This window comes from Microbispora sp. ZYX-F-249 (genome assembly GCF_039649665.1).
GTDB classification, from domain to species: Bacteria; Actinomycetota; Actinomycetes; order Streptosporangiales; family Streptosporangiaceae; genus Microbispora; species Microbispora maris.
Genome location: NZ_JBDJAW010000007.1, coordinates 136,240 through 149,600 on the forward strand (window position 1 = coordinate 136,240; position 13,361 = coordinate 149,600).

The 13,361-nt window shown below is 73.3% G+C and carries 8 protein-coding genes; 5 read left to right on the forward strand and 3 right to left on the reverse strand.

What is annotated here, in order from left to right; genetic code table 11:
* Positions 1 to 174 precede the first annotated feature (174 nt).
* Entirely contained in the window at positions 175 to 2,478 is a 2,304-nt protein-coding gene (locus tag AAH991_RS11635) for a sensor histidine kinase (RefSeq protein ID WP_346225778.1), read from the forward strand.
* Here AAH991_RS11635 and AAH991_RS11640 read toward each other — a convergent pair whose 3' ends face one another.
* Positions 2,479 to 3,441 carry an ArsR/SmtB family transcription factor gene (locus AAH991_RS11640; RefSeq protein ID WP_346225779.1) on the reverse strand — a complete coding sequence of 321 codons (963 nt, stop codon included), beginning with the start codon at positions 3,439 to 3,441 and terminating at the stop codon, positions 2,479 to 2,481. It abuts the gene before it with no gap.
* 77 nt (positions 3,442 to 3,518) lie between these two features.
* Here AAH991_RS11640 and AAH991_RS11645 point away from each other — a divergent pair, with 77 nt between their 5' ends.
* The 4 genes from AAH991_RS11645 (at position 3,519) to AAH991_RS11660 (ending at position 10,629) form a co-directional block, all read left to right on the forward strand.
* A complete protein-coding gene (locus AAH991_RS11645; protein ID WP_346225780.1) occupies positions 3,519 to 4,727 on the forward strand; it encodes an MDR family MFS transporter in 1,209 nt (402 codons plus the stop codon).
* A 298-nt stretch (positions 4,728 to 5,025) separates the two neighbouring features.
* The gene (locus tag AAH991_RS11650) at positions 5,026 to 7,047 is read left to right on the forward strand and encodes a sensor histidine kinase (RefSeq protein ID WP_346225781.1); all 2,022 of its coding nucleotides are present in this window, start codon (positions 5,026 to 5,028) and stop codon (positions 7,045 to 7,047) included.
* Positions 7,048 to 7,333: 286 nt separating this feature from the next.
* Positions 7,334 to 8,830, forward strand: a complete 1,497-nt coding sequence (locus AAH991_RS11655; RefSeq protein WP_346225782.1) for a BTAD domain-containing putative transcriptional regulator — start codon at positions 7,334 to 7,336, stop codon at positions 8,828 to 8,830.
* Positions 8,831 to 8,880: 50 nt separating this feature from the next.
* Entirely contained in the window at positions 8,881 to 10,629 is a 1,749-nt protein-coding gene (locus AAH991_RS11660) for an NAD+ synthase (RefSeq protein ID WP_346225783.1), read from the forward strand.
* Positions 10,630 to 10,816: 187 nt separating this feature from the next.
* Here the strand turns inward: AAH991_RS11660 and AAH991_RS11665 are convergent, their stop codons facing one another.
* Together AAH991_RS11665 and AAH991_RS11670 are read right to left on the reverse strand one after the other, a co-directional pair.
* A complete protein-coding gene (locus AAH991_RS11665) occupies positions 10,817 to 11,446 on the reverse strand; it encodes a TetR/AcrR family transcriptional regulator (RefSeq protein WP_346225784.1) in 630 nt (209 codons plus the stop codon).
* 7 nt (positions 11,447 to 11,453) lie between these two features.
* On the reverse strand, positions 11,454 to 13,016 hold the full coding sequence (locus AAH991_RS11670; protein ID WP_346225785.1) for an MFS transporter: 1,563 nt from the start codon (positions 13,014 to 13,016) through the stop codon (positions 11,454 to 11,456).
* Positions 13,017 to 13,361 lie beyond the last annotated feature (345 nt).

Genomic DNA, 13,361 nt, shown 5'->3' on the forward strand with positions numbered 1-13,361 from the left:
GCCGGCCGTCCTGCGGATCACCACGGCGGGGGACGTGCCGCGCCGTCGCCACGCCGGCGGCGGGCACGGGAGCGACGTGACTAAGATCACACCGAACCAAACCCGCGGCCGGGGCGTCGTTGCTGTTGATCCGGCGTTGATCGGGCGTCGACTTGCGCGCCTTACCGTCCCCCCATGCCGGTGCAGAACCCGAAGGAGCCCCCGTCCGTGGCACGACCGCTGCTCGACACCGCGGAACCCCGGCGCGGCCCATCGGAGGAGGCGGCGCCCGGGTCCCCCCGCGCCGTGACCCGCCCCCGGGACGGCGTCGCGCCCGGCCGGGGGCCGGAGGCGGGCGCGGAGGGCGGCGTCGCGCCCGGCCGGGGGCCGGAGGCGGGCGCGGAGGGCGGCGTCGCGCCCGGCCGGGGGCCGGAGGCGGGCGCCGAGGGCGGCGTCGCGCACCCGCGCGCCGTCGACCGGCTGCGGCGGCTGCGCGCGCTCGACTGGCCGGGCCGGGTGCGGACGCTCGGGCCCACCGTCGCGGTGGCGATCGCCGGCGTGGCGATCTGCCTGGAACTGGCCGACATCTGGGTGACCGCACAGTTGCCGGACTCCCCCTCCACCCCGCTGCCGTTCGCGCCCGAGGACATCGCGGGCACCACGTTCCCGATCTTCGGCGCGCTGCTGGTGATCTCGCGGCCCCGGCTGCTGCTCGGCTGGCTGCTGTGCCTGGGCGGTCTGGGCTCGGCCGCCAACATCCTCGCCGCCAACCTGGCGGCCCTGCTCGTCCAGGACGGCGGCCATCCCCTGGTCCACCCGCTCTGGGTCTTCGCCGACGGCGTGTGGAACCTCACGACGTACGCGCTCGGGGTGCTGCTGCCGCTGCTGTATCCCACCGGGCGCATCCTGTCCAAGCGGTGGTGCGTGCCGGGGGGCGTGACCGCCACCGCCCTCGCCCTCGACTGGCTGTGCTCGCTGATCGCCCCGTCGAGCGTGCGCACCGGGTACAACGCGCTGGAGGTGGCGGCTTTCGCGCCGTACTACCAGGGCACCCGGCAGGTGCTGCACACGGTCGTCGCGGTGGGCATGGCGCTGGCGTTCTCCTCGCTCGTCGTCCGCTTCAACCGGGCGGACGGGATCGAGCGCCGCCAGATCCTGTGGCCGCTCGTGGCCATCGCCGGGGTGGTGGTCCCCTGGGTGATCGGCCCTCCGGTCTGGTGGACGGCCTCGCTCACCCTCCCCCTGGTGCCGGCCGCGATCGCGGTCGCCGTGCTGCGCTACCGGCTCTACGGCATCGACACGCTGATCAGCAGGACCCTGGTCGGCGCGGGCCTGGTCGGCGTCGTGGCCGCCGTCTACGTGCTCGTCGGGGCGGGCTCCAGCCTGATCCTGTCCGGCGTCGACCGGTTCGCCGGCCTGGCCGCGGCCCTGTTCGCCGGGGCGTTCTTCCACCCCATCCGCAACGTGCTGCAGCGCCTCGTCGACCGCGCGCTGTACGGCACGGGCGGCGACCCGCTCGCGCTCGCCGCCGGGCTGCGGCGGCGGCTGCAGCACGCCGACCCCGCGCACGCCCTGCTGGCCGCCCTGGAGGTGCTGCGCGAGGGCCTGTCGGTCACGGGCATCACGGTGGAGGTCGACGGGAACGTCACGACGTGCGGCCGGCCCGGGCCGGCCGCACGGGAGATGCCCCTGGTCTGGCACGGCGAGCCGGTCGGCCGCCTGCTGATCGGACCGCCGGGCGGGCGCCGCTTCCCCGCCGCCCACGACGAGCGTGTGATCGCGGTGCTCGCGCCGTACGTCGCCGACGCCGCCCACACGGTGTCGCTCACCACCGCGCTGCAGCGCTCCCGCGAGCGCATCCTGACGGCGCGGGAGGAGGAGCGGCGGCGGCTGCGCCGCGACCTGCACGACGGGCTCGGGCAGACGCTGGCCTCGATGGCGATGGCGATCAACATGGCGCGCCACACCCTGGAACGGTCCCCGGACACGGCCGACGCCCTGCTCCGGGACCTGCGGGAGGGCATGAACGGCGTCACCGCCGACGTCCGCCAGCTCGTGTACGGCCTGCGTCCCCCCGCCCTCGACGACCTCGGGCTGGCGGGAGCCGTGCGGGCCCTGGCGGAGGAGGCGCGTCCCGGGCTGGCGGCCGGCGAGGAGTCGGTGGCCGAGGTCGAGGTGACCGGCGACATGACGGGGCTGCCCGCCGCCGTGGAGGTGGCGGCCTACCGGATCGTCCAGGAGGCCCTGACGAACGTGCGCAAGCACGCGCGGGCCCGCCGCGTGCGGGTGGTCCTGCACCGGAACGGCGAGCTGCGGGTGACCGTGGCCGACGACGGCGTGGGGCTCCCGCCGGGCCGCAGGTCGGGCGTGGGGATGAGCTCGATGACCGAGCGGGCGGCCGAGCTGGGCGGCACCTGCGCCGTCACCTCGGAACCCGGCCGCGGGACGACGGTCACGGCCCGGCTGCCCGCCGTACCCGCCCTGCCGGACCTGAGGTGATCAGCAGACCGCGGCCAGCGACTCGCCGACCGGGGTCCGCCGGTAGAGCACCTCGCGGCCGAGCCGCCGCCGCACCACCAGGCCCGCGTCGGCCAGCACGGCGAGGTGCTGGCTGACCGCGCCCGGCGTGAGGCCGAGCCGCCGGGCGAGCCCGGTGGTCGAGCCGGGCTCGGCCAGCGCGGCGAGCACCTGCGCCCGGGTGCGGCCGATGAGCGCGGCCAGCGCCTCCGGGGTGCAGGGCGTGCCGTCCGACCACAGCGTCCCGACGCCCCGCGCCGGGTAGCACAGCATCGGCCGGTACGGCTCGTACATCACCGAGACGTCCGGCCAGCCGAAGGCGCTCGGCACGAGGACGAGGCCGTGCCCGCCGAGGTCGCCGTCGTAGGCGCAACTCTTGGCCGTGACGAGCCGGTCGCCGTGCCAGGCGACGGCCGGGTGCAGGTCGGCGAACAGCTCCCGCACTCCCCCTGCCGCCAGGGTGCGGGCCCGCCCCATGACGTCGGCCTCGAGCAGCGCGCGGATCCCGGGCCAGAACTCCTCGAACGCGACCGTCCAGTACTCCATCAGCCGGTCGGCCGCCCGCCGCACGCCCCGCGCCGGGTCGTCGGTGAACCGCCGCAGCGCCGCGGGATCGGGCGTCTCCACCCAGGCCGCCTCCTCGTACGCCGTGCCGGGCGGCGTGCCGCGCACCCGCTCCAGTTCGGCGGCGAAATCCGGCAACGGCGTGTCGGGCGGCGGAGTGAGGAAGTCGGGCATGTAGCCGCTCACCGGGACCAGCGCGAACAGGTCGGTCAGATCCACCTCGCGCAGGCGCGGCCGTACGGCCCGCAGCCACGGCAGGTGCAGCGAGTGACGGCCCGGGGCGCGCAGCACCCGGAGGCTCGCCACCAGCTCCCACATCGGGGAGAACGCGAAACGCAGCCGCGCCACGTCGTCGGGCGTGAAACGCCACTCCACCGGCACGGCCCGCTCCCCCCGATGTTTAAGCCAGGGCTAAAAGATTGGCACGGCCCGCCCCCGGTGTCCAAGGGTGGACACCCGTGACCACTGTGATCAGCAGGACCGGCTTCATCCAGTCGAAGGTCGGCGGCCTGCCCCGGCCGTTCTGGGTGCTGTTCGGCGGATCGTTCGTCAACCGGCTCGGCACGATGGTGGAGCCGTTCATCGGCATCTACCTGACCCAGGCGCGCGGCGTCTCCCTCGCCACCGCGGGACTCGTCATGACCATGTTCGGCGTGGGGTCCCTGCTGTCGCAGCCGATCGCCGGATGGCTGGCCGACCGCCTCGGGCGCCGGGTCACGCTGACGGGCGGCATGGTCGCCACCGCCGTCACCATGGTCGCGCTCGGCTACACCACCAGCGTGCCGGGGCTCGTCGTGGGCATGCTCGTGCTGGGCATCGTGGTGGACGCCTATCGCCCGGCCTCGCAGGCGATCGTCGCCGACCTGGTGCCGCCGGAGGACCGCCCCCGGGCGTTCGGGCTGCTGTTCTGGGCCATCAACCTCGGTTTCTCGGTCGCAATGGTGGCCGGGGGCTGGCTCGCCCGTTCGGGCTTCACGGTGCTGTTCTGGGTGGACGCCGTCACCTGCCTGATCTTCGGCCTGCTCGTCTGGCGGGCGATCCCGGAGACCCGCCCGGCCCGCGAGGACGCCGAGCCCGGCGGGTTCGCCGACGTGCTGCGCGACCGGCTCATGCTGGTCTTCGTGCTGGGCAACCTGGCGTACGCGCTGGTCTACCTTCAGGGGTACAGCACGCTGCCCCTCGCCATGACCGGGCAGGGGCTGTCCACGAGCGCGTACGGCATGGCGATGGCCGTCAACGGCCTGCTGATCGTGCTCGTCCAGCCGCTCACCAACGCGTGGCTGGCCAGGTTCGACCCGTCCAGGGTGCTCGCGGCGGGGTTCGCGCTCGTGGGGCTCGGGTTCGCGCTGACCTCTCTTGTGTCGTCGGCCGCGGGGCACGCGACGACCGTGGCCGTCTGGACGCTCGGCGAGGTGCTCACGGCCGGGATCCCGGGGGCGATCGTCGCGGCGCTCGCACCGCCCCACCTGCGGGGACGCTACTCGGGCCTGTACGGCCTGTCCTGGTCGGCCGGAGCCCTGCTCGCGCCCCTGGTGGGCACCCGGCTGCTGGCCGCCGCCCCCGGCCTGGTGTGGCCCCTGTTCGGCGGCCTCGGCCTGCTCGCGGCCGCGGGCCAGCTCCTCATCGGCCGCGCCGTCCGCCGCCGCTCCGCCCCACCACTGCCGTGATCTTGCAGTTTGTCGCACAGAAACCGCTGACGTGCGCGTTTATCGTCGGTGATCATGCAATTTCTCGCACAAAGCCCAGCCGACATGCGCCCTCTTAGTTCGTGATCTTGCACTTGCAAGATCACGAATAGTGTTCTCCGAGGTCAGAGACGGCACACAAGAATACGTGCAAGATCACGCAAGGAAAAGACGCAGGTAGGCCGCTCATCTGCGACAAACTGCAAGATCACGGGAGAGGGGTGGGGTGGGTGGGGATTGCTGGCAGGGGGGATCGGGACGGGACATAATCCATCTCAGGATGGACGAGAACCCCCCAGCCTTTCCCGCGCGGGCGGTGGCCTGGGCGATGGCGGCCGCGGCGCTGCTCCTGACCCTCCTGGGAGTGCTGGTCCAGGCCGGCCTCCCCGCGCAGTGGCAGCCGAAGCCCCCGCTCACGCCGGACTTCGGCGTCGCGCTCACGTTCCCCGTCACGGGAGCGTTCCTGGTGTCCCAGCGGCCCCGGCTCAGCCTCGCGTGGCTGATCTGCGCGGGCGGGCTGCTCGGCTCGGGAAACGTCGCCTTCACCGCGCTCTCCTTCCACTGGGCATGGCAGGGCGAGATGGGAGCGGCCAACGCGGGCCGCGTGATCGCCATCGTGTGCTGGGCGGTGGCGGGGCTCATGCTGGCGATCCTGCTCCCGCTCTGCTCGCCCAACGGACGGCTCCCCTCGCGCCGCTGGCTCTGGGTGGTCGTGCTGGGCGCCGCCGCCACGGTCACCGAGGTCGTCCTGGCCCTGCTGCGGCCCGACCCCGCCCGCGCGGCGTACGCCTGGCCCGAGGTGATCCACAATCCGCTGGAGGTCAGGGCCCTCGTCCCCTACTACACGACGGCGTGGACGGTGCTCGACTACACGGTCCGGACTTGTGTGGTCGCGGCGTTCGCCTCGCTCGTGCTGCGGCTGCGGCGCGCCGATCCCGTGACGCGGCGGCAGATCGCGTGGCCCCTCACCGCCTTCGCGGGGTATGTCGCGCTGTACCTGATGGGCGAGTCGTGGTGGGTGCCCGCGACGCTGTGGACGGCGCTCATCCCGTTCGCGATCCTCTTCGCGGCGCTGCGCTACCGGCTGTACGGCATCGACACGGTGATCAGCCGGACCTTCGTCACCGCCGGGCTCCTGGTCGTGGTCAGTGCCGTCTACTTCGGCGCGGGGGCGGTCTCCAGCCTGGTCGTCTCCGGATACCACCAGGTGGCCGGGCTCGCGGCGGCGCTGTTCGCGGGCGGGTTCTTCCAGCCGCTGCGCCGCGCTCTGCTGCGCGTGGCCGACCGCGCGCTGTACGGCAGGGTGGGCGATCCCGCGCTGCTCGCCGAACGACTGACGCAGGAGGTGCGGCGGGCCGACCCCGCCGACGCGCTGGCGTCGGTGGTGACGGTCGTGCGCGAGGGCCTGGCCGTGGAGGGGGTCGCCGTCGAGATCGCCGACGGCAGGCCCCGCTACGTGGAGAGCGGCCATGTGGGGCCGACGCCGCGCGAGGTGCCGCTGGTCTGGCACGGCGAGCCGGTGGGCCGGCTGCTCCTCGGCCCGCCGGGTGCCCGGCGGTTCGCCGCCGCCCACGACGAGCGGGTGCTCGGCACGCTGCTGCCCTACGTGGCCGATGTCGCCCACGCCGTACGGATGGCCGCCGACCTCCAGCGCTCGCGCGAGCGCATCCTCGCCGCCCGCGAGGAGGAGCGCCGGCGGCTGCGCCGCGACCTGCACGACGGGCTCGGCCAGACGCTCGGGGCGATGGCGATGACGATCAACATGGCCAGGGTCAACCTGGCCAAGTCCCCGGCCACGGCCGACGACCTGCTGCGGGACCTGCGGAGCGGCATGGACGCGGTGGCCGGCGACATCCGCGAGCTCGTGTACGGCCTGCGGCCCCCGGCCCTCGACGACCTGGGGCTGGCGGGAGCCGTACGGGCACTGGCGGAGGAGACCCTGCCCGCGGGGACGGACGGCGTCGAGGACGTCTCGGTGCGGGTGGAGGGCGATCTCACCGGGCTCCCGGCCGCCGTGGAGGTCGCGGTCTACCGCATCGTGCAGGAGGCGCTGAACAACGTGCGCCGTCATGCCCGGGCCACCCGGGTCAAAGTGGGCGTCACCCGCGCCCCGGCCGGGGACGGCGGCGAGCTGCGGGTGCGGGTCGCCGACGACGGCATCGGCCCGCCCGCCCGGCTGCGCGCGGGAGTGGGCATGTCCTCGATGCGCGAGCGCGCGGCCGAGCTGGGCGGAAGCTGCGTGGTCACCGCGCCGGAGACCGGCGGCACCGTCGTCGAGGCCCGGTTCCCCCTCGCCGCCTGACAACCGCAGGACCATCGCGGGCGGCCCCTCCCCGGCGAGGCCGCGGACGCGTCGCGAACCGGCCCGCGAGCGCGTGGCGCCCCAGCCCGGGCGCGCGTCACGAACCCGCCCGCGGACGTGTGACGAACCGCCCGGGGACGCGTCGCGAACCGGCCTGCGGGCGCCGCGAGCCGCGACCGGCGCCGGGTCCGCGACCGGCGGTCATGACCCGGCCGCCCGCCTCGTGACCCAACCGAGAGGCGGCCGGCACGCCCGGGGCGGTCAGTGCCCTTACGCTTACCGTGCGATGGTGACTTTTCGTGCTCTTGGGCCGTTCGAGGCGATTGCCGATGGCGAGACGCTCGACCTCGGCGGGCAGCGGCAGCAGGCCGTGCTCGCCCGGTTGCTCGTGGCCGGAGGGCGCGCCGTACCGGTGAGCGTGCTGATCGACGAGCTGTGGCCGGGCGGGCCGCCCGCCCAGGCGCTGTCCACGATCCAGGGGTACGTCTCCCGCCTGCGGCGGGCCCTCGAACCCCACCGCGCGCCGCGCGAGGAGGCGGGCGTCCTGGTGTCCGCCCCGCCCGGTTACGCGCTGCGGGCGAAGGTCGAGGACGTGGACTCCTGGCGCTTCGAGCACCTGGTCAAGAGCGACCACGACGGCCCTGCCGCGACGCTGGAGCGGATGGAGACGGCCCTCTCCCTGTGGCGCGGGCCGGCGCTGGCCGGGTTCCAGGAGCTCATGTGGGCGCAGACCGAGGCCACACGGCTGGACGAGCTTCGCCTGCTCGCCGTGGAGCGCCGCGCGGACGCCGCGCTGCGGCTGGGCCGCACCGGCCCGATGATCCCCGACCTGGAGGCGCACGCCTCGGCGTACCCGTTGCGGGAGGAGGCCTGGCGGCTTCTCGCGCTCGCGCTCTACCGCGCGGGACGGCAGGGCGACGCGCTCGGCGCGCTGCGGCGCGCCAGGGAGGCGCTGCGCGACGAGCTCGGGCTCGACCTCGGCCCCACCCTGCAGCGGCTGGAGCAGGACATCCTCGTCCAGGCCGGGCATCTGGACGCCCCGGCCCCGGCCGCCGGCGGACAGGTCGTGGGGGGCTCCGCGCCCGCGCCGTCCGGCCCGGCCGCGCCCGAAGGGCTGTCCGCCGGCCCGGGGGCGCTGCGCGTGGTGATCGCCGACGACCAGGCCCTGGTGCGCACCGGTCTCAAGGTCATCCTCGACAGCGAGCCGGGGCTCGACCTCGTCGGGGAGGCGGAGAACGGCGAGCAGGCGATCTCGCTCGTCCAGTCGGCACGGCCCGACGTGGTGCTCATGGACATCCAGATGCCGCGGCTGGACGGGCTGGCGGCGGCCCGGCGGATCCTCGCGGCGGAGGCGCCGCCGAAGGTGATCATGATGACCACGTTCGGCACCGACGAGAACCTCTACGCGGCGCTGCGGGCCGGCGTGAGCGGCTTCGTGCTGAAGACCTCCGCCCCCGAGCAGCTCATCGCGGCGATCCGCGCCGCCGTCGCGGGTGACGCGCTGCTCGACCCGGCGGTCACCACGCATCTCATCGCGGCCTTCGCCGGGCGGCGGGACCCGGCGGCCCCGGAGGGCCTGTCCGACTCCGACATCGACCTGATCAAGCTCGTCGCCCGGGGCTTCACCAACCGGCAGATCGCGATGACGCTGGCCGTGCCGGAACAGGAGGTCGCCGACGAGGTCACGGCGCTGCTGCGCGGCCTGGGCCTGGTCGACCGCGCCCAGCTCGTGGTCCTGGCGTACGAAAGAGGGCTGGTCAGCCCCGGGTCACCGGGCGACTGAGCCTTATCGTCGCTTTGACGACAAATAATCGGACACCTTAGGGTGGGACCGTGGCTCAACTGCGTATCGCTCTCGCCCAGACCAATCCGGTCGTCGGTGACATCGCCGGCAACGCCGACATGCTCGTCGAGTGGACCCGCAGGGCCGCCGGCCGCGGCGCGCACCTCGTGGTGTTCCCCGAGATGTTCCTGACCGGCTACCCGGCCGAGGACCTGGTGCTCCGGTCCTCGTTCGTGGAGGCGTCGATCACGGCGCTGTCGAAGGCGGCCGCGCGCCTCGCCGGCGAGGGCCTCGGGGACATCCCCGTGGTGGTGGGCTACCTCGACCGCGCCGACCTCGCCCCGCGCGTCGGCCAGCCCAAGGGCGCCCCGCTCGACGCGGTCGCCCTGCTGCACGAGGGCCGGGTGGTGACGAAGTCGGCCAAGCACCACCTGCCGAACTACGGGGTGTTCGACGAGTACCGCTACTTCGTGCGCGGCGACCGCCTGCCGATCTTCCGCCTGCACGGCGTGGACGTCGCCGTGGCCGTGTGCGAGGACCTGTGGCAGGACGGCGGTCCCGTCTCCGTGGTCGCCGAGGCCGGCGCCGGGCTGCTCGTCGTCCCCAACGGCTCGCCGTACGAGACGAACAAGGACGACGTGCGGCTGGAGCTGTGCGCGCGGCGGGCCCGCGAGGCGGGCTGCGCGCTGGCGTACGTGAACATGGTCGGCGGCCAGGACGAGCTGGTCTTCGACGGCGACTCTCTCGTCGTGGACGCCTCCGGGGAACTGGTCGCCCGCGCGCCGCAGTTCGAGGAGGACCTGTTCGTCACCGACCTGGAGCTCCCGGAGGGCACGGGCGAGCTCGGCGAGTCCCGCCACGACGCGCACGACGGCACGGTCATCACGGTCGAGCGGGTGCTGCTGTCCGCCGCGCCCGTCGAGCCGTACGAGCCGGAGACGCCGGTCGTCGCCGAGCGGCTGGACGACCTGGCGGAGATCTACCAGGCGCTCGTGCTCGGCGTGCGCGACTACGTGCGCAAGAACGGCTTCCGGTCGGTCATCCTCGGTCTGTCCGGCGGCATCGACTCCGCCCTCGTCGCCACGATCGCCGCCGACGCCGTCGGGCCCGAGCGGGTCCATGTGGTGCTCATGCCCTCGCGCTACTCCTCGGACCACTCGATCACCGACGCGGAGGAGCTGGTGCGCCGCCAGGGGGTCAACGCGCAGGTCGTCCCGATCGCCGACATCGTCTCGGCGTTCGAGAAGGAGATCGAGCTGCACGGCCTGGCGGCCGAGAACCTGCAGGCCCGCGTGCGCGGCATGCTGCTGATGAGCCTGTCGAACGAGCACGGGCACCTGGTGCTGACCACCGGCAACAAGAGCGAGCTGGCGACCGGCTACTCCACGTTGTACGGCGACTCGGCGGGCGGGTTCGCCCCCATCAAGGACGTCCTCAAGAGCGTGGTCTGGAAGCTCGCGGAGTGGCGCAACGCCCAGCCCGGGCAGCCCCCGATCCCGGAGAACTCCATCACCAAGGAGCCGAGCGCGGAGCTGCGGCCCGACCAGCGCGACACCGACTCCCTCCCGCCGTACGACGTGCTCGACCGGCTGCTGCGCGACTACGTCGAGCGGGACATGGGCCGGGACGAGCTGGTCGCCGCCGGCCACGACCCCGAGCTGGTCACGAAGATCATCCGCCTGGTGGACCTCGCGGAGTACAAGCGCCGCCAGTACCCGCCGGGTCCCAAGATCACGCCGAAGAACTTCGGCCGCGACCGCCGCCTGCCCATCACGACCCGCTGGCGCGAGCGGCTCTAGGGAGGTGTCCGCGAGCCGGGCCCGGGCCGCGAACACCGTGACCCGACCGCGAACACCGTGACCCGGCCGCGAACGCCGTGACCCGGCCGCGAACACCGTGACCGGTGCCGGGCAGGCGTCCGGCACCGGTCACGGCGTCACGTCAGGGCGTCGCCGGCGACATCCGCCGACGGGGTGAGGGGCCCGGTTACGGCTCGGGAGTGGAGGGCCGGGGCCGGAAGCCCTTGAGCGCCTCGTCGACGATCCGCTCGGGCAGGTCGGCCTGGTGGTCGCCGGAGTGAGACCACTTCGTGGACCAGATCATGGCCCCGCTGAGCAGCGCCAGCGCCATGTCGACGTCGAGGTCCGCGCGCAGTTCGCCGGTCTCCATGCCTCGGCGCAGGACGGCCGCCACGACCGCCCTGCGCGGCTCCACGGCCAGCTCGCGGAACCGCTCCGCCAGCCGGGGATGCCGCTCGGAGTCGCTCATGGCGATGTTCATGATGCAGCGGGTGCGGTGGTGGCGGGACTCCTCCTGGATCACCCGGAGATAGGTCACCAGGTCGTCCCGCACGGTTCCGCCCTGCGGCAGCGGGATCGGCGGCTTGAGCGTCGCCAGGGCGTCCACCACCAGGTCCTCCTTGTTGGACCACCGGCGATAGATCGTGGTCTTCCCGACACCGGCGCGGCCGGCGATCGACTCGATGGACAGCTCCGAAACCCCGATGCCCTCACCGAGCAGTTCGAGAGTGGCCTCGATGATCGACCGATCCGCCTTCTCGCTGCGCGGGCGGCCCGCCGGGCGGGCCACCCCTTCAGCCGTCTGCTGCGTCTTCATGGCGAGTTCACACTACCGCCGTCTCCTTTTCGGTCTCAGCCGTGGGGACCACGGCCTCGACCGAAGCCTTGCCCGGCATCCAGCGGGCCACCACGAGGGTGCCGACGAGGGCGACGAAGGCCGATCCGAGGGCCGCCCAGTGGACGCCGGTGACGAACGCGGCGTTCGCGGCGTCGAGCAGGCTCGCGCCCCGCGCGCCCAGGTTGCCGGCGACGCCGGCCGCACCCGAGATGGACTCGATCACGACGTGGCGCAGCTGCTCCGGCAGGGCGGTGACCTTGTCCTCCATGTCGCTGCGGTAGCTGGCGGACAGGACCGCGCCGAGGATGGCGATGCCCAGTGTGCCGCCGACCTGCCGGACGACGTTGCTCATCGAGGAGCCCACACCGGCCTTCTCCCGCGGCAGCGCGTTCATGATGGCCGTGGTCGCCGGGGGCATGATGTTGGCCATCGCCGCACCCTGGACGAAGCCGAGGGCCAGCAGGATCCAGATCGGCGTGTCCACCTCCACCAGGGCGTACGCCGCGAGGACCAGCGTGATGACGAGCATCGCGACCGTGCCGACGGCCCGCGCGCCGTACTTCTGCACCATGCGCGCGCTCTGCGGCGCGAAGATCAGCTGGGCGGCCGCGAACGGCAGCACGAGCGCACCCGACTGCAGCGGCGAGTAGCCCCGGACGATCTGCCAGTAGAAGGCCAGGAAGAACATCACACCCATGGCCGCGAAGAACACGAGGCCGACGGTGGCGATCGCGGTGGAGAAGCCGGCGTTGCGGAAGTTGCGCACGTCGAAGGCGGGGTGGTCGATCCGGCTCTCGTACCAGACGAACGCGGCGAGGATCGCCAGACCCAGCAGCGTCGGCACGATGACCGAGACGTCGGCGACGGTGCCGAGGTCGCTGATGCGGACGATGCCGTAGACGAGGCTGATCAGGCCGAGAATGGACAGCAGCACGCCGACCGGGTCGAGGCCGGCCTTGTTGGGGTCCTTGGAGTCGGGCACGATCGTGGCGATCAGCGCGAGACCGACGAGCACGATGGGCACGTTGACAAGGAAGACCGAACCCCACCAGAAGTGCTCGAGCAGCACGCCCCCCGTGATCGGGCCGATCGCCACGGCGATGCCGACGCCGCCGGCCCAGATGCCGATCGCCTTGCCCCGCTCGTGGATCGGGAAGACGTTCGAGATGACCGCCAGCGTCGCCGGCATGATGGCGGCGCCGCCGAGGCCCATCAGCGCCCTCGCCGCGATGAGCTGCATCGGGTCCTGGGCGTAGGCGCTGGCGAGGGAGGCCAGCCCGAACAGGACCATGCCGGTCATGAGCATCCGCTTACGCCCGTAGCGGTCGCCCAGCACCCCGAAGGTGAACAGCAGGCCGGCGAACACCAGCGTGTAGGAGTTCATCGCCCATTCGAGCTCGCTCTGCGTCGCGCCCAGGCCGTGAACGGGATCGGCGATCGTCTTGATCGCCACGTTGAGGATGGTGTTGTCGAGGACGACTGCCAGCAGGCTGAACACCATCACGCCGAGGACCTGCCATCGGCGTGGGTGACCGTTGTGTGCTTCCACAAATCCCCCATGATTTCGATACGATCGAGTTTCGCAACGCAAGCGTAGCGCCAGGCATTCCGATACGCAACGGGCTCGTTTCATAATCCCGGCGGTGCCGCCATATCCGCTGGTCGATCGGGCGGAGGACGGATCCGGCCGTGACCCGCGCGCTCGGGCCGCGCACGGCCACACAGGGTCGGGCAGGGTCGGGCAGGGTCGGGCAGGGTCGGGCAGGGTCACACCGGCGCCGCGGGGACGTCGCGGCGCGGCGCGCACCCCCTGTACATCCGCGCGGGGACCGGTTCTATTCCCGGTTGGGGGCGTGTCCCATCTCGGGGCGTACGGCGCACTTGGGGAGACCCG

What these genes read in the sequence shown, in the direction of transcription:
- AAH991_RS11635 (WP_346225778.1), top strand. Translation starts at nt 175, where the DNA reads ATGCCGGTGCAGAACCCGAAGGAGCCCCCGTCCGTGGCACGACCGCTG.
- AAH991_RS11665 (WP_346225784.1), bottom strand. Translation starts at nt 11,446, where the DNA reads ATGAAGACGCAGCAGACGGCTGAAGGGGTGGCCCGCCCGGCGGGCCGC.
- AAH991_RS11650 (WP_346225781.1), top strand. Translation starts at nt 5,026, where the DNA reads ATGGACGAGAACCCCCCAGCCTTTCCCGCGCGGGCGGTGGCCTGGGCG.
- AAH991_RS11655 (WP_346225782.1), top strand. Translation starts at nt 7,334, where the DNA reads ATGGTGACTTTTCGTGCTCTTGGGCCGTTCGAGGCGATTGCCGATGGC.